At 66.5% G+C, this 15,319-nt stretch carries 13 protein-coding genes; 3 read left to right on the forward strand and 10 right to left on the reverse strand.

Annotation, left to right across the window (positions count from 1 at the left end; all coding sequences use genetic code 11):
- Window positions 1-6: 6 nt before the first annotated feature.
- From ACFJGT_RS11315 to ACFJGT_RS11350, 8 genes are read right to left on the reverse strand one after another with little or no spacing between them, the layout of a single operon-like run.
- Window positions 7-759, reverse strand: coding sequence for an alanine racemase (locus tag ACFJGT_RS11315; protein WP_377848610.1), 753 nt, complete (start codon window positions 757-759; stop codon window positions 7-9).
- A complete protein-coding gene (locus tag ACFJGT_RS11320; protein ID WP_377848611.1) occupies window positions 756-2,498 on the reverse strand; it encodes a hydantoinase B/oxoprolinase family protein in 1,743 nt (580 codons plus the stop codon). The genes ACFJGT_RS11315 and ACFJGT_RS11320 overlap by 4 nt, the downstream gene beginning before the upstream one ends.
- Window positions 2,495-4,570: a hydantoinase/oxoprolinase family protein gene (locus ACFJGT_RS11325; RefSeq protein ID WP_377848612.1), complete on the reverse strand. Its 2,076-nt coding sequence runs from the start codon at window positions 4,568-4,570 to the stop codon at window positions 2,495-2,497. The genes ACFJGT_RS11320 and ACFJGT_RS11325 overlap by 4 nt, the downstream gene beginning before the upstream one ends.
- A complete protein-coding gene (locus ACFJGT_RS11330; protein WP_377848613.1) occupies window positions 4,557-5,435 on the reverse strand; it encodes an ATP-binding cassette domain-containing protein in 879 nt (292 codons plus the stop codon). The genes ACFJGT_RS11325 and ACFJGT_RS11330 overlap by 14 nt, the downstream gene beginning before the upstream one ends.
- Window positions 5,432-6,397, reverse strand: a complete 966-nt coding sequence (locus ACFJGT_RS11335) for an ABC transporter ATP-binding protein (protein ID WP_377848614.1) — start codon at window positions 6,395-6,397, stop codon at window positions 5,432-5,434. The genes ACFJGT_RS11330 and ACFJGT_RS11335 overlap by 4 nt, the downstream gene beginning before the upstream one ends.
- Entirely contained in the window at window positions 6,394-7,278 is an 885-nt protein-coding gene (locus tag ACFJGT_RS11340) for an ABC transporter permease (RefSeq protein ID WP_377848615.1), read from the reverse strand. Before ACFJGT_RS11340 ends, ACFJGT_RS11335 begins: the two co-directional genes overlap by 4 nt.
- Window positions 7,275-8,219, reverse strand: coding sequence for an ABC transporter permease (locus tag ACFJGT_RS11345; protein ID WP_377848616.1), 945 nt, complete (start codon window positions 8,217-8,219; stop codon window positions 7,275-7,277). Before ACFJGT_RS11345 ends, ACFJGT_RS11340 begins: the two co-directional genes overlap by 4 nt.
- 13 nt (window positions 8,220-8,232) lie before the next feature.
- Window positions 8,233-9,723, reverse strand: a complete 1,491-nt coding sequence (locus tag ACFJGT_RS11350; protein ID WP_377848617.1) for an ABC transporter substrate-binding protein — start codon at window positions 9,721-9,723, stop codon at window positions 8,233-8,235.
- 211 nt (window positions 9,724-9,934) lie between these two features.
- Between ACFJGT_RS11350 and ACFJGT_RS11355 the strand changes: the two genes are divergently transcribed.
- Window positions 9,935-10,825, forward strand: a complete 891-nt coding sequence (locus ACFJGT_RS11355; protein WP_377848618.1) for a LysR family transcriptional regulator — start codon at window positions 9,935-9,937, stop codon at window positions 10,823-10,825.
- Window positions 10,826-10,932: 107 nt separating this feature from the next.
- On the opposite strand, the gene ACFJGT_RS11360 is transcribed toward ACFJGT_RS11355, so the two are convergent.
- Window positions 10,933-11,820 carry a LysR family transcriptional regulator gene (locus tag ACFJGT_RS11360; protein ID WP_377848619.1) on the reverse strand — a complete coding sequence of 296 codons (888 nt, stop codon included), beginning with the start codon at window positions 11,818-11,820 and terminating at the stop codon, window positions 10,933-10,935.
- Complete coding sequence (locus ACFJGT_RS11365; protein WP_377848620.1) at window positions 11,817-12,692, reverse strand: LysR family transcriptional regulator; 876 nt, start codon at window positions 12,690-12,692, stop codon at window positions 11,817-11,819. The genes ACFJGT_RS11360 and ACFJGT_RS11365 overlap by 4 nt, the downstream gene beginning before the upstream one ends.
- Window positions 12,693-12,809: 117 nt before the next feature.
- Between ACFJGT_RS11365 and ACFJGT_RS11370 the strand changes: the two genes are divergently transcribed.
- Together ACFJGT_RS11370 and ACFJGT_RS11375 are read left to right on the forward strand one after the other, a co-directional pair.
- Window positions 12,810-14,336, forward strand: coding sequence for an ABC transporter substrate-binding protein (locus ACFJGT_RS11370; protein WP_377848621.1), 1,527 nt, complete (start codon window positions 12,810-12,812; stop codon window positions 14,334-14,336).
- A gap of 43 nt (window positions 14,337-14,379) precedes the next feature.
- Window positions 14,380-15,315 carry an ABC transporter permease gene (locus ACFJGT_RS11375; RefSeq protein WP_377848622.1) on the forward strand — a complete coding sequence of 312 codons (936 nt, stop codon included), beginning with the start codon at window positions 14,380-14,382 and terminating at the stop codon, window positions 15,313-15,315.
- Window positions 15,316-15,319 lie beyond the last annotated feature (4 nt).

Genomic DNA, 15,319 nt, shown 5'->3' on the forward strand with positions numbered 1-15,319 from the left:
ACCGGCCTAAATCTCGGTCAGCAGGCGATCCTCACCGTCGAGGAGATGGCTGCCGGTGCCACCCCCCGACACGATCTCCGGCGCCAGTCCGGCCTCGCGCAGTGCGTCGAGCATGGATGCGAGCAGCCGGCCCATCTCCTGGTTGGCAGCCCGGCGCGCAGCGAAATCGTCGATATGCTGGACGCGGCCCTGATAAGCCTGGACGCCGCGGTAGCGGAGGCCGGCCAGCCCCGAAACGAGCCTCGCCAGTTCGACCGCTTCACCCGGCGTTGCGACGCCGCTGCGCTTCAACCCAACATCGAGATCGACGAAAACGTCTAAGACGGTGCCGTGCCGCCGCGCCGCCTCGGCATAGGCGGTCGCAAGATCGGCCCGGTCGACCACGACGCCGATGCGCCCACCGGCCGCGGCAGCGCGCGCCAGCGCTTCGATCTTCACGGGGCTGGCGATCGGGGCGCTGAGCAAGAGGTCGCGGACACCGCCCTCGAACAGCGCCAGCAGTTCGCCGGGCTTGGCGCAGCAGTTGCCCAGGGCACCGGCCGCGATCTGCCGGCGTGTGATCTCGGCGCATTTATGCGATTTTGCATGAGGTCTGAGATTTAGCCCCGCCTTGCGGCAGGTTTCCGCCATCAGCGCGATGTTGTGCTCGAATAGATCGAGATCGAGCACAGCGGCCGGCGTTTCCAGCAACGCCCGGCTAGCGGGCTCGCCGACGAGCTTCTGGTTGAGCGCGGCCGCTCCGAACAGGGGCGCATTCATGATCTGGCTCCCGCAAGCTCGGCGCGTCGACGTGTCGTGGCGGCCTGATCGACACTCACGCCGGCGGCATCAAAGACCACGCCATAGTCACGCGCGGCCCCCGCCACCGTGACCTTGCCCTCGCGCAGATCGTTGGCGACGCGGACCGGATCGCGTTTCAGCGCATCGCCATAGCCACCGCCGCCTGCTGCGATGAGACGGAAAACGTCTCCGGCCTGGGCCGCGAAACTCTCCATCGGCATGGTTGGCAGTTGCCGCTGGGTTCCATCGGCCCGGATCAGGATGTGAGCCGAGGGCGCGCCGCGGCTGCCGCCCTCGAAACCGAAGGGCGGATGATCGCGCCGATCGCCACGCAGCACGAAACGGACCGGCGCCAGGAAGCGGAATTCGCGGATGAGGGAGAGCCCGCCTCGGAATTCGCCCGGCCCTCCCGTATCGGGCAGGAGGCCATAGCGCAGCACCTCGACCGGCATATCTGCCTCGATCATCTCGACCGGCTGGTTGGAGAGATTTGCGGCTGGGTTAGAAATGCCCTCGATGCCGTCCTTGCCGGCGCGCGCGCCCCAGGTGCCGACCACCATCTCGTTGAGCACGAAGGGCCGCCCCTCATGAGTGCCGCCGGCGGCCAGCAGATAGGGCCCGCCCTCCGAGCCGCCCATCGCACGTTCGGGCACGATCTGCGCCAGCGCCTGCATGATCGCGTCGAAGACGCGATAGCCGACGACGCCGCGCGCGCCGCAGGCCGCCGGATAGCACGGATTGACCAGGCAGCCCTCGGGCGCACGGACCGTGATCGGCCGCAGATAGCCCTCGCAATTGGGAATGTCCTGCTGCGACAGGCAGCGGATCGCGCAGAAGGAAGCCGATTCCGGCAGCGAGATCGGGCAGTTGATCGAGGCCGCGACCTGCCCGGCCGTGCCGGTAAAATCGATATCGATCGTGTCGTCGGCAACAGTGACGGTCGCGACGATCGGCAGCGGCTCGGGGTCCTCGCCGACGCCGTCGATATAGTCGGTGGCGCGGTAGACGCCGTTGGGCAAAGCGCGGATCACGTCGCGCATCATCGCCTCGGCATGGTCGTGCAGCGCGTCGATATAGGCGTCGAGTTCCTCCGTGCCATAACGGCCGATCAGCGTCTTCAACCCCTCCTCCGCAACATTGCAGGCAGCGATCTGGGCGCGGATATCGCCGAGCACCTCGACTGGCGAACGTGTGTTGGCCTCGATGATGCGGAAGACCGAGTCGACCGCCTCGCCGGCCTCATAGAGCTTGAGCAGCGGGATGCGCAGGCCTTCCTGCTGGATCTCGGTGGCGTAGATCGCGACCGAACCGGGCACGATGCCACCGAGATCGGTGTGATGCGCGACGGTTGCGGCAAAGCCCGAGAGCCGACCGGCGACGAATATCGGCTTCAGAATGTATATGTCCGGCAGGTGCTGGCCACCGGAACCATAGGGATCGTTGGCGATCAGGATGTCGCCCTGCCTCAGCCCGTCGCCATAGCGCTCCCTGACAAAGCCCATGATGCGGGGGAAGGAACAAAGCTGGATCGGCAGGGTCAGGCCCTGCGCGATCACCCTGCCCTTCGCATCGCAGAGCGCGGTCGAGTAATCCATGATGTCGCGCACCACAGGCGAATAGGCCGAGCGCATCACGATCAGCGCCATCTCGTCCGCGGTCGAGGCGAGCGCGTTGCGGATCACCTCCAGGGTGATCGGGTCGATCTCGCGCATGCTCATGCGGCCTCCAGGGCAATGTCGATATTGCCGGCCTCGTCGAGCCTTGCGCTCTGGCCAGGCCCGACGACGCAGGTGCAGTCGTACTCCTCGACGACGAAGGGGCCGCGCCTTGCGGTACTGTCGAGATCTGCACGGCTGATCACGGCGATCGAGGCTGTGGCCGCGCTGGCGTTGAAAGAGACCGGCCGGTCAGCGCGCCGCATCGGCGCCTCCGCCGCGAACTGGTGGCGCGGAGCGACGAGCGGCAGGCGCACCGTCAGACGGGCGTTGACGAGATGGACCGCGTCCTTCTGCGAGCGATGGCCATAAGTGCGCTCGTGCTCGAGGTGGAACAGCTCGTTGAGTTCCGCGATGTCGAAGCGCCTGGCCGGTACGGTGAGCTCATAGGCCTGGCCGACATAGCGGAGATCGGCGGCATAGCGGAATTCGGCCTGCGCGAGATGATAGCCTTCGAGCCCGAGGATGCGGTTTGCATCCGTGCCGAGCTCGCCGAAGAGCTCTCCCAGCCCCGCATCGTCCAGCTCTCCCGCCCGCCGCCGCGACGGCCGCACGAACTCCTGCTCGACATCCGAGCGCAGCAGGCCGAGCGCACTGAAGACGCCGGCGGCACGCGGGACGATGACGCGGCGGATGCCGAGTGCGCTCGCGACTTCGGCCGCGACCACCGGGCCATTGCCGCCGAAGGCGACCAAAGTCGCCTGGCGCGGATCGCGGCCACGATAGGTCGAGACCGCCTTGACCGCCCGCGTCATCGTCGTGACCGCCAGCATCAGCACGCCGCGCGCCGTCTGCGTCAGGTCGAGGCCGAGCGGGCGCGCGACCTGATCGTTCAGCGCGGCTCGGCCGGCATCGGCCTTGAGCGGAAAGCTGCCGCCTGCGAGCGCGATATCGTTGATGTAGCCGAGCGTCAGGAAGGCGTCGGTCAGCGTCGCCTGCTGTCCACCGAGCCCGTAGCAGACCGGGCCGGGCCAAGCGCCGGCGCTCTGCGGGCCGACCGAGACCTGGTTCATCCTGTCGATGGCGACGATGCTGCCACCGCCTGCCCCGATCTCGGAGACATCGATGAAGGGCATCTTGATCGGATAGCCGCCGCCCTTGACCAGCTTGCTCGACAGATTGATGCCGGCCCCGACCTCGTACTCGGTGGTGCGGGCCGGCTCGCCGTGCTCGATCAGCGCCGCCTTGGCGGTGGTCCCACCCATGTCGAAGGAGATGATGCTGGGCTCGTCGCTCCCCGAGACCAGTCGTGCGCAGGCGATGACGCCGGCGGCGGGACCGGATTCGACCAGCGAGGCGGCGCGCTTCACGGCCGAGCCGAGCCGCATGATGCCGCCGCCGGAATGCATCATCTCGACCTGGCAGGTGACACCGATCGAAGCGAGCCGCGCCGTCAGGGCGCTCGCATAGCTGCGCACGACCGGGCCGATATAGGCATTCACCACCACGGTCGAGGTGCGCTCGTATTCGCGGATCTCGGGCAGGATTTCCGAGCCGCGGCAGATATAGACGCCCTCGCCGAGCTCGGCGCGTAGGATGTCTTCAGCCTCGATCTCATGCCGGGGATTGGCATAGGCATGCAGGAAGCTGATCGCGACCGCCTCGACATCCTCCTCGCGAAAGCGCCGCGCCGCCGCGACGACGTCCTCTTTCGAGAGCGGAATCCGCACCGAACCGTCGGCGGCGAGCCTCTCACGCGCCTCCAAGCGCAAATGCCTGGCCGCGAGCGGCTTTGGCTTGTCGTATTGCAGATCGTAGAGCACCGGGATGCGCAGGCGGCGCATCTCGAGCACGTCGCGAAAGCCCTCGGTGGTCAAAAGCCCGGTACGGGCGCCTTTATATTCGAGGATGGCATTGGTCGCGACCGTGGTCGCATGGACGATGCCGATAATCCGGTCCGGCGTGGTCTGGTAATCCTCGATCAGCGCCTTCAGCGCCTGCGCAATGCCGCGACTGTAATCGTCCGGCGTCGAGGGCACTTTGCGGGTCTCGATCAGCCCGTCATTGCGCGCCACCACGACATCTGTGAAGGTGCCGCCGATGTCGATGCCGATCCGGTAGCTATGCTGCGCCATGAATGCCTTCCCGGGTTTCTGGGATCGCTGCGCCATCCGGGGCCCGTCGCGGCAGCGGCGTGCGCCGACCGGCGAGGCCCTTCGGCACGGCCGAGATGAGGGCTTGCGTGTAGGGGTGCTGCGGCCGGTCGAGCACGTCGAGGCAGGGCCCCTCCTCGACGATCACGCCCTTGCGCATCACGACGATGCGGCTGCACAGGGTGCGCACCAAAGCGAGGTCGTGGCTGATGAAGAGGAGCGTCAGGCCGAGCTCGCGGGTCAGGCGCGACAAGAGGTTGATCACCTGCGCCTGCAGGGAGACATCGAGCGCCGAGACCGGCTCGTCGGCGATCAGCACCTCCGGCTTCATCGCCAGGGCCCGCCCCAGGCCGATGCGCTGGCGCTGGCCGCCGGAAAGCTCGTGCGGCAGGCGCGGACCGATCTCGGGACCAAGCCCGACCAAGCTGAGCAGTACGGCGATCTCGCTTTCGCGCTGCGCCTTGGGCACGCCGCGCAGCGCCAGTGTCTCGCCGAGGCAGCGCGTCACGTTCTTGCGCGGGTTCAGGGCGCTGCTTGAATCCTGGAAGGCCATCTGCACGCGCCGGCGCCAGGGCCCGGCATGGTTGCGCATCAGCTCCGCCATCGGCGCGCCATCGAGCAGCACCTCGCCGGAGGTCGGCTGTACCAATCCAACCGCGAGACCGGCCAAAGTCGACTTGCCGGAGCCGCTCTCTCCGACGATGCCGACGACGTCACCCCGCATGACATCGAGGCTGACAGCGTCGAGTGCGACGAGCCGGCTGTCGCGCCCGAGCAGACGATCGAGCAGGCCGCCTTGCTGGAAGGATTTGGAGACGCCGCGCAACGAGAGGATCGGGCCGGTCATCGCGGCCTCCAGCAGGCGGTGCGGTGCCCGGCTTCGGTGACCAGCGGCGGCATCTCGACGGCGCACGGCTCGGCGGCATCGGGGCAGCGCGGCGAGAACGGGCAGCCCGCCGGCAGCCGCCCAAGCCGCGGCGGCGCGCCCTCGATCGCGGTGAGCGGGCCGACCGGACCGGTGAGGCTCGGCACGCAGGCTTTCAACAGGCTGGTGTAGGGGTGGCGCGGCGCAAGCTCGATCGCCTCGACCGGGCCGTCCTCGACGACCTTGCCGCCATACATGACGACGACGCGGTCGACGATCTCGGCCACGAGCTGAAGATTATGCGAGATGAACACGACGGCGAGGCCGAGCTCGCGGCGCAATTCCGCGATCAGGTCGACGATCTGCGCCTGCACGGTGACGTCGAGCGCGGTCGTCGGCTCGTCGGCGATGAGGAGGCGCGGCCGGCAGGCGATGGCCATCGCGACCAGCGCGCGCTGGCGCATGCCGCCGGAGAATTCGTGCGGGTAGGAGGCGAGGCGCGTGCCTGCATCCCGGATGCCGACGCGCTCGAGCGACTCGGCCGCGATGCGGCGCGCCTCCCCTGCCGAGACGTCGCGATGCGCACGCACCACGTCGGTGATCTGCCGGCCGATGGTCAGCGCCGGGTTGAGCGAGCTCTGCGGGTCCTGGAAGACCATGGCGATGTCGCGCCCGCGCAGCGCCCGCATGCGCTTCTCGTCGGCGGCGAGCAGATCCTCGCCGTCGAAGATCACGCGCCCACCTGTCACGCGCGCCGGTGCGCCGAGCAGACGCATCACCGCGAGCATCGTGAGGCTCTTGCCCGAACCGGACTCGCCGACGATGCCCACAGCTTCACCGGGCGCGACGGAAAAATCGACGCCCCGGACGGCCTCGACGATGCCGCCACCGGCCGAGCGGAAGCCGACGCGCAGGCCCTCGACGCTGAGCAGCGGGGCACTCATGCGACCAGCGTCCGGGCTTCGCTGCGCGGATCGAACAGCTCACGGACCGCATCGCCCAACAGGTTGAAGCCGATCACTGTCAGCGAGATCGCGAGGCCGGGGAAGACCGGCAGCCACCATTCGCCGGAATAGATCGCGCTGCGGGCCTCGGAGAGCATTGTGCCCCAGCTCGGTTGCGGCGGCTGCACGCCGAGGCCGACGAAGCTGATCGAGGCCTCGATGACGATGCCGATCGCGACCAGCAGCGTGCCCTGCACGATGATCGGCGACAGGCAGTTCGGCAGCACGTCGCCGATGACGATCTGCCAGTGCGAGGCGCCCTGCAGGAAGCGGGCGCGGACATAGTCGGCCCCGGCGATGCGCTTGGCCACCGCATAGGTGACTCGGGCGAAGACCGGCGAGAACAGGCAGCCGACGAGGACGACGATCTTGACCTCGTTGGGCAGGAGCAGCGGGCCGAGCGGCAATGGCCCCACGCCGAGGATGCCGACGATCGCGATCGCCCAGACCAGCAGCGGGATCGAGGCGACGCCGTCGACGATGCGCATCACGATCTGCTCGCCGAACCCGCCCTTGTAGGCCGCGACGATCCCGGCGGAGACGCCGATCAGCGCACCGATCAGCACCGCGCCAATGCCGACCAAGAGTGAGGCGCGCGCGCCGAAGATGATGCGGCTCAGCACATCGCGGCCGCCCTGATCGGTGCCGAGCCAGTGCGCGGCATCGGGCGCGGCCAGCCTGTCCTCGATGTTGAGCGCGAGCGGATCATAAGGGGCGATCAGCGGCGCGAAGATCGCGGCAAGCACGATCAGCCCGACGATCCCGGCCCCCAGCCAGCCGCTCCAGTCGAGGCCATCAAGGGCTTTGCGCAGATTGCTCATGCCGCTGCCCTCTGGCGCGGGTCGAGCACTCGATTGATCAGGTCGGCGCCAAGATTGGCGAAGACGAAGATCGCGGTGAACAGGAAGACGATGCCCTGCAGCAAGAGGAAGTCGCGCTGCGAGATCGCGTTCAGCAGCGCGCGCGACAGGCCGGGGATGTTGAAGACCTGCTCGATGATCAGCGCCCAGCCGAACATGTAGCCGAAGGAGAGCGCGGCGAGGTTGATCACCGGCGGCAGCGCGTTAACCAGCGCGTAGAACACGACCTGGCGGGAGGAGAGGCCCATGGCGCGGGCGGTGCGGACATAGTCGCCGCGCAAGGTCTCCTGCAGGCTCGCCTGCGTCATCCTTGCGAGCACGGCGATGTAGTAGACCGCGAGCGAGACCGAGGGCATCAGGATGCTCTGCAGGTGCAGCGACAGCCCTGCCGAGAGCGGAAAATAGCCGCCGGGGGGCAGCCAGCGCAGATCGACGGCGAGGAAGCGGATCAGGACGATGCCGAGCCAGAAGGCCGGGATCGACAGGCCGAGCACCGCGGCGAAGCGGCTGACCCGGTCGAAGACGCCGCCCGGCTTAAGCGCGGCGAGAACACCGATGCCGACGCCGCAGACCAGCGCGAAGGCGAAGGCGAAGAGCACGATCGACAGCGTCACCGGCAGGGCGCTCACAATGTCGGCCGCGACGTCGCGGCCGGTGACGAAGGATTTGCCGAAATCCCCGCGCATGACGTCGCCGAGCCAGGCGGCATATTGCGACAGGAACGGCCGGTCGAGGCCATGCGACTGCTCGAACTGCGCGATCTGCTCGGTCGTCGCGTCGGCCCCGAGCACGATCCGGGCCGGAGAACCCGGACCGGAGCGCGTCAGCGCGAAGAGCGCGAGGCCGACGAAGAGCAGCGTGCCGATCGAGGAGAGGATGCGACCTGCGACGAGGCGGAGCATTGCAGACTCGCTCTCAGATCTTGACCTCGCCGACGCTCATCGTCAGGGCTTGGTTGACCTTGAAGTCCTGAACGCCCTGACGCCAGAGATTGGAGGCGTGAACGAAACCGAGCACGCCGATCGGCGCGTCGCGGGCCAGGATCATCTGCATCTTCCCGTAGAGGTCCTTGAGCTTGGCCTCGTCGGTCTCGGCGAAAGCGGCCGACATCAGCGCGTTGAGCTCCGGATTGTCGTAGCCGGTGCTCTTCGACAGGAATTGACCCGGCATCACCGTGTTGGCGATCGTATAGGTCGGCTCGCCGGGCGACATGTAGACCTGCATCGCCATCTGGTGCTCACCCCGGGCGATCTGCTGGATCAGCACCGAGAACTCATAGACCTTGAGGTTGAGCTTGATGCCGATCTTGGCGAGCTGAGCCTGCAGGAAGATCGCCGCATCCTTGGTATCGAGCAGATAGGGCTCGGCCTGGATGGAGATGTCGATCTCGGCACCGTTCGGGTATTTCGACTTGGCCAGGAACTGCTTCGCCCGCTCCAGGTCGAAGGCGATTTCCTTGTCAGCCTCGGGATTGTACCACCAGCCCCGCGGGGGCGCGAGCCCGCCGGTCGGGTCGAGCAGGCCGTAATAGACCTTGTCGGCTATGGTCTTGCGGTCTGTGGCGCAGGCGAGCGCCTTGCGAAAGTTCACATCGTCGAACGGCGCTTTAAGGTTGTTGGTGAACATCAGCAGCGAGCCGCCCAGCGTCGGGCGCGAGGCGCCGGTCACGTTCGGCATCGTCTTCAGGCGGTTGAACTCGCGCGGCGGCGGAGCGCTGATGATATCGACCTGCCCGGTCAGCAGATAGGCGACGCGGGTCGCATCCTCCGGTATCATCCTGACGACCAGCCGGTCCCAGGCCGGGAGACCCTTGCGCCAGTAATTCGGATTCTTCTTGAAGCTGATGTAGTCGTTCGGCTTCCACTCCTCGAAAACGCCGAACCCGGTCCCAACGCCGGCAGGCCTTTGCTTGAAGTACTCGTCGCCATGCTCCTTTCGCGAGCCGGCCGGGAAGATGCCCATATACTTGGTAAGAAAATAGACCCACTGCCCGTAAGGCTCGGAGAGCTCGACCCGGACCGTGAGCGGGTCGAGGACGCTGACCTTGGCGATCTTGGCGAAGATCGGCCGGCGCAGCGCCTTGTTGGCGGGATCGAGCAGGTAGTCGAAGGAGTATTTCACGTCCTCCGCCGTCATCTTCTTGCCGTTGTGGAAGACGACGTCGTCCCGCAGCTCGAAGGTGTACGTCTTCCCATCCGCAGATACAGTCGGCAGGGCCTTGGCAAGCTGCGGCTTCAATACGCCGTCGAGATCATATTCGACCAGGTTCTCGAACACGGTCTGGCCGAGCACCATGGCATCGTGATTGAGCTGGTTTATCGGGTCGATTGTGATCGGATTGCTCGGCAGGACGATGGTCAGCGTCTTGCCGTTGTTCGGCTGGGCGTGGAGCAGGCTCGCGGGCAAAAGCCCGCCAAGAGCGCCGCCTGCTGCAGCTGCGAGAAAAGTACGGCGATTTGTCGGCACGGTCAGCATTGGACTTCCCCTGTTTTATGGCAATGCCTTGGCGACGCCGGAAGCCGGCGCCGCGCCGAACCCGGAAAAGCTAGAGCGGCAAGACGGCGAATAAAAATAAGAAGTGCTTGCCGCTTGATTGCCTGCGGCTATCATCTTTCCGATGCGCTATACCTTCGGTCAGGCGGAAGCGTTCTACTGGGTGGCCCGGCTCGGCGGCTTTCGCGCCGCCGCGCTGCATCTCAACCTGTCGCAGCCGACAGTTAGCCTGCGCATTAAGGAGCTGGAGCGCATCCTCGGCGGCGAACTCTTCAACCGCACGCTATACCGGCCGATGCCGACGACGTTGGGCCGCGCAATCTATGCCGATGTCGAGCGCATGCTGGCCCATGCCGAACATGTGCAACGTCACAGCAAGGACGGGCTGCGCGGGAAGAGCCTTCTGCGCATCGGCGCAGCGGATTCCTTCGCAGCCGCTGTGCTGCCAGATCTCCTGGCCCAGCTGGCACGCCGCCATGCTGAGCTTCAGGTCGACGTCACCGTCGATTTCAGCACCAAGCTGGAACAGCTACTGCTCGATCGCTCGATCGACATCGCCTTCCTCTCGCAGCCGCGAGCCCATGATGGGGTGACGATCGTTCCGCTCTGGCTCATCGACCTTGTCTGGGTGGTCGGCGAAGGTCTGCCCTTCACGGGTAATGTTGCGACTCCGGAGAACCTGGTCGACTTGCCCATCTTCACCAACGGCTCGCCATCGGGCCTGTTCACCACCATCCAGATGTGGTTCGGCGCGCACAGCTTGAAGCCGCGCCGCCTCAACACCTGCAATCCGTTAACCGTCATCGCTCGCCTCGCCAGCGCCGGCACCGGCGCGGCGATGATACCGCGCGAGATGATCCATCTCTCGGGAGAGAAGCTGGCATTGCGCGTGCTGGAGGCGCATCCGCCGATCCCATCGCACAACCTGTGCGCGATGTGGTGGAATAACGAATCTGCTGATGAATGCAGCTACCTTGCTAATCTCGCCACTGAGATCGCGAAGGTGGCGCGATGAGTGGATCGTCGGTTTCCTTGGGTGTGTGAACGTCCGCTTCCGGAAAAGCTTAAATGTCCGCAATCGCGCCAAGCCCCCTCGCGGTAACCTACCGTGGTGGCGACCATCTAAGCGGATTGCCCGCTGCCCAACAGGATCTCGACGAAGCCTGCCGCCAGACGGCTCAAGGGCCGGCTTCGCACCGTCATCAGGCAGATGGTGATCGGTAATTCTGGCGTCACATCCAGCCTGACCAGCCCCTCGAAGCGCTGAGCCTGGGTCAGCAGGCTATCGATCAGGATGACATCGCCCTGGCGTGCCAGCAGATGAGCGGCGGAAATGCTGTAGGGCACGGTCATGAACGGCGCATAGTCGATGCCGGCCTTCTCATGGGCGCGCGCGATCAGCCAGCCCAGCGGCGATTTCTCGCGATCGAAGCAGATCAGCCGCCGGTCCCGAAGCTCGGGCAGGCTGACCCGGCCCCGACGCGCCAGCGGGTCGTCGGCGCGCACGAGGGCGATGATCGAGGCCTGTGCGAAGGGTGTCAGGGCGATGTCATCGGTGACGCGGGGCGAGAACATCACCCCGAGATCGGCCGCGCCCTTCGACAGCTCCGTCGGCGCATCGCCCATGATCAATTCGATGCGGGCCTGGGGATAGTCCGCCACCAGCCGCCGGATCGCCTGCGCGATGAGCCCCTGGCCGATGCTGGGCGTCGATGCGATCCGCAGCGGCAGCGCCCGCCCGGAGCGCAGGTCGCCGACGGCGCCACGCAAGCTGCGCCATTCGTCTTCGACATGGCCCAGCGCCGACATCAGGCCGCGGACCTCGGGACGCAGGACGAGGCGGCCATCGCTGCGATCGAAGACCGGGACGCCGAGAGCCGCTTCGCTGCGGGCTATGATCTTGCTGACGGCGGATTGCGTCAGATGAAGCTGCCGCGCAGCCTCGACGGTGGTGCCGTAACGGTCGACGGCGCGCATGACCGTCGCATGGGAGGGCATCAAGGCCTTCATGCGCCCGCTCCCACGAGATGCTCCAGCAGGACGCGCGCGGCATGGTCGAGCGGCGCGCCGTCACGGTGATGCGCGAAGGCGGTGACGAGGGGGCTGTCGTCGAGCGGGCGGACAGCCAGCCCCTGCGTCAGGCCGCTGCTGATGACGAAGCCGTCGACAACGGCGATGCCGACGCCCTCGCGCGCCAGATGGCAGGCACTGTCCGTGTGGCGAACGGTGATCGCAATCCGGTCCGACAGGCCGGTCCGGCCCAGCGCGTCCTGAAAGCTGTCGGCCAGGCTGATGCCGTCGGGCCCGTAGCTGATCAGGCGCTCGCCTTCAAGGGTGTCGCGCGACAGCCTGTCACGGGCGGCGAGCGGATGCGCTTCGTCGAGCACGCAGACGAGCGGGCTGCTGCGCAACACGATATCCCGCAACCCCTCCGTCGCCATCGGGCCGTAGGAGATCGCGAGATCGACCTCGTTGGCGCTGAGATGGTCGCGGACATGGTCGAACATCACTTCAACGGCAGCCCGGTCGGCCAGGTCGCTACGCGCGCCGGCGATCGCCGGTGGCAGGATGCTGTGCGCCAGTCCCGGCACGGTCGCGATCCGCAGGCGATCGGCCATGCCGACGCGGATCATGTCGGCTTCATGATGCGCCCGGCGCAAGGCGCCGAAGGCCGGCTGGGCGAGCCGGTTCAATTCCAGCGCCTCGGGTGTCGGGGTCAGCCGGCCCTGCACGATCGCAACGAGGCTGAGGTCGAGTTCCTTTTCCGCCAGGCGCAACGACTTGATCACGGCCGACTGACTGACGCCGAGCCCTTGCGCCGCCTCGCCTGTGCCGCCGAGCCGGACGAAGGCGTCGATCACCTGCAGCGCCCCCAGCCTCATCTGCTATATTCCATTTAGTTGATAATCTTGCCGAATGTTTCATTTGCGAGACTAGGAGCGCCCGTGGAAGGTTGCAAGCCGCCGCCGAGGCAGAGCGGCCAAGATCAGGGGATATCCATGACCACATTCCGCTCCATGGTGTCGGCTGCCGCGCTTGCGCTCTCCATTCTCGGCCCCGCGCTGACCGTCGCGCCTTCCAGCGCCTTTGCGCAGGGCGTTCTCAAGCTGGCGCAGACACAGGACCTCGTCTCGCTCGATCCAATCGCGACCAGCGACAACCCGTCGATCCATGCGCAATTGCTGATCTACGATACCCTGCTGCGCCCGAGCACGGATGCCAGCAAGCTGGAACCCGGCCTCGCCGAAAGCTGGACCGTGAGCGATGACGGCCTGACCTACAGCTTCAAGCTCAGGGCAGCGAAGTTCTCGGACGGAACGCCCGTCACCGCCGCCGATGTCGCCTTCTCGCTGAAACGAGCCGGCAGCGATGCGTCGAGCTGGAAGCGTTTCTTCGCCGGGATCGATGCCATCGAGACGCCGGACGAGCGCACCGTCGTGCTCAAGCTCAAGACCGTGTTCACGCCGTTGCTGAACAACCTCGCCCTGTTCTCCTCGGCGATTCTGCCGCAGAAGGCCTTCGAGGCCGCCCCCGACAAGTTCTTCGAGAAGCCGATCGGTTCCGGCCCCTTCACCGTCGCCGCCTGGAACAAGGGCCAGGCGCTCTCGTTGAAGAAGAACGCGCATTACTGGCAGGCCGGCAAGCCGAGCCTCGACGGCGCCGAGATCATGGTCCTGCCCGAGGGCAACAGCCGCGTGCTGAAGCTGCAGGCCGGCGAGATCGACGCCGCGCTTGAGATCCCGCTCAACCAGATGCAGAGCCTCGGCCGCGCCGGCACCGTCAAGACCGCAGTCGCCAACGTGTTGCGCACCGATTTCGTGCTGCTGAACACCAAGAAAAAGCCCTTCGACGATGTCCGCGTCCGCCAGGCGCTGAACTACGCCATCGACAAGGAAGGGTTGGTCAAGGCCCTGCTCTACGGCGCCGGCAAGGTGGCGAACTCGCCGATGCCGCTGATGGCCTATGCCGATCCCGATCTGAAGCCCTATGCCCATGACATCGCCAAGGCCAAGGCCCTGCTCAAGGAAGCCGGCTATGGCGACGGCTTCAAGACCTCTCTCCTGGTGCATTCCGGCCGGCCGCTGCACCGTCAGGTCGGCCAGGCCCTGCAGAGCGCGCTCGCACAGATCGGCGTCACCGCCGAGATCCGCCTCGTCGAGGGCGGCACGCACTGGTCGACCACCAAGGCCGGCGATTACGAGATGGCCGTCTCCTACGCCTCCAGCGACACGATCGACCCCGACCAGATGGCCGGCTTCCTGATCGTCAATCCGGAGCGCGCCAACGCCTACCACACCGAATGGAAGAACGAGCGCGTCAATGAGCTCTATGCGAAGGAGCGCGCCACCAAGGACGGACCGGAGCGCGGCGCGATGTTCAGGGAGATGGTCAAGCTCTCCCATGACGGGGCGCCATCGATCTTCCTGTTCTACCCCGGCACGCCCTACGCTTATCGCAGCAATGTCAGCGGTTTCGAGGTGTTGCCGACCGGCAATTTCCGCCTCGAAGACGTGAAGATGAAGTGAGGACGGGGCGGCCTGTGGCCGCCCTACTCCCAGGCCCGCTGCCATGCTGACCTATATCCTTAAGCGGTTCGTCCAGCTCGTCCCGGTGCTGTTCGGCATCACGCTGGCCTGCTTCTTCCTGCTCAGGGCGTTGCCGGGCGATCCGGCGACGCTGCTGCTCGGCGCGCGCGGCGGGGCCGAAGAGATCGCGGCGATGAAGCACCGGCTCGGGCTCGACCTGCCGCTGTGGCGGCAATACCTGCTGTTCCTCCACGACATCCTGTCCGGCAGCCTCGGCCGCTCGGTCGTCTACGGCCAGCCTGTGATCTCGCTGGTGCTGGAGCGCCTGCCGGCGACGCTCTGGCTCGTCGCCTACTCGACCGTGATCGCAGTCTTGCTGACGATCCCGCTGGCGCTCTGGTCGGCCGTCAAGCGCGATCGGGCGCCGGATATCCTGGTCAAGCTCGTCTTCACGGTTCTGCTCGCGATCCCGTCCTTCTGGCTCGGACTCGTGCTGGTCGTCATCCTCGCCATCTGGCTGCCGCTGTTTCCGACCTCCGGCTACGGCACAGGCCTGTTCTCGCGTCTGCATCACCTGACGCTGCCGGCCTTCGTGATCGCTCTGGCGACGGCTTCGCTGACGATCCGCAGCCTGCGTAGCGGCATCCTCAACGTGCTCGGCTCGGACTATGTCACTACCGCTCGCGCCAAGGGCAACGCGACCGGGCGCACCATGCGCGTCCATGTGCTGCCGAACGCGCTGATCAGCTCGATCTCGGTGCTCGGCGCCCATACCAGCTGGGTGATCGGCGGGACGGTGGTGATCGAGACCGTGTTCGCCTTGCCGGGACTTGGCTCGCTCTTCGTCGAGTCGATCTTCGCCCGCGACTACCCGATGATCCAGGGCTTGACGATCGTCTTCGCCGTGCTGGTCGTCCTGATCAATCTCGCGACCGACATCGCCTATGCGCTGGCCGATCCGCGCATCAGGCTGGATTGACCCG

Origin of the sequence: Allobosea sp. UC22_33 (assembly GCF_042700715.1) — a bacterium.
Taxonomy (GTDB): Bacteria; Pseudomonadota; Alphaproteobacteria; order Rhizobiales; family Beijerinckiaceae; genus Allobosea.

Excerpts from the sequence above, each read along its gene's own strand:
- ACFJGT_RS11320 (WP_377848611.1), bottom strand. The coding sequence starts at position 2,498 with ATGAGCATGCGCGAGATCGACCCGATCACCCTGGAGGTGATCCGCAAC.
- ACFJGT_RS11335 (WP_377848614.1), bottom strand. The coding sequence starts at position 6,397 with ATGAGTGCCCCGCTGCTCAGCGTCGAGGGCCTGCGCGTCGGCTTCCGC.
- ACFJGT_RS11340 (WP_377848615.1), bottom strand. The coding sequence starts at position 7,278 with ATGAGCAATCTGCGCAAAGCCCTTGATGGCCTCGACTGGAGCGGCTGG.
- ACFJGT_RS11330 (WP_377848613.1), bottom strand. The coding sequence starts at position 5,435 with ATGACCGGCCCGATCCTCTCGTTGCGCGGCGTCTCCAAATCCTTCCAG.
- ACFJGT_RS11360 (WP_377848619.1), bottom strand. The coding sequence starts at position 11,820 with ATGAAGGCCTTGATGCCCTCCCATGCGACGGTCATGCGCGCCGTCGAC.
- ACFJGT_RS11365 (WP_377848620.1), bottom strand. The coding sequence starts at position 12,692 with ATGAGGCTGGGGGCGCTGCAGGTGATCGACGCCTTCGTCCGGCTCGGC.
- ACFJGT_RS11375 (WP_377848622.1), top strand. The coding sequence starts at position 14,380 with ATGCTGACCTATATCCTTAAGCGGTTCGTCCAGCTCGTCCCGGTGCTG.
- ACFJGT_RS11315 (WP_377848610.1), bottom strand. The coding sequence starts at position 759 with ATGAATGCGCCCCTGTTCGGAGCGGCCGCGCTCAACCAGAAGCTCGTC.
- ACFJGT_RS11345 (WP_377848616.1), bottom strand. The coding sequence starts at position 8,219 with ATGCTCCGCCTCGTCGCAGGTCGCATCCTCTCCTCGATCGGCACGCTG.
- ACFJGT_RS11325 (WP_377848612.1), bottom strand. The coding sequence starts at position 4,570 with ATGGCGCAGCATAGCTACCGGATCGGCATCGACATCGGCGGCACCTTC.
- ACFJGT_RS11355 (WP_377848618.1), top strand. The coding sequence starts at position 9,935 with ATGCGCTATACCTTCGGTCAGGCGGAAGCGTTCTACTGGGTGGCCCGG.
- ACFJGT_RS11370 (WP_377848621.1), top strand. The coding sequence starts at position 12,810 with ATGACCACATTCCGCTCCATGGTGTCGGCTGCCGCGCTTGCGCTCTCC.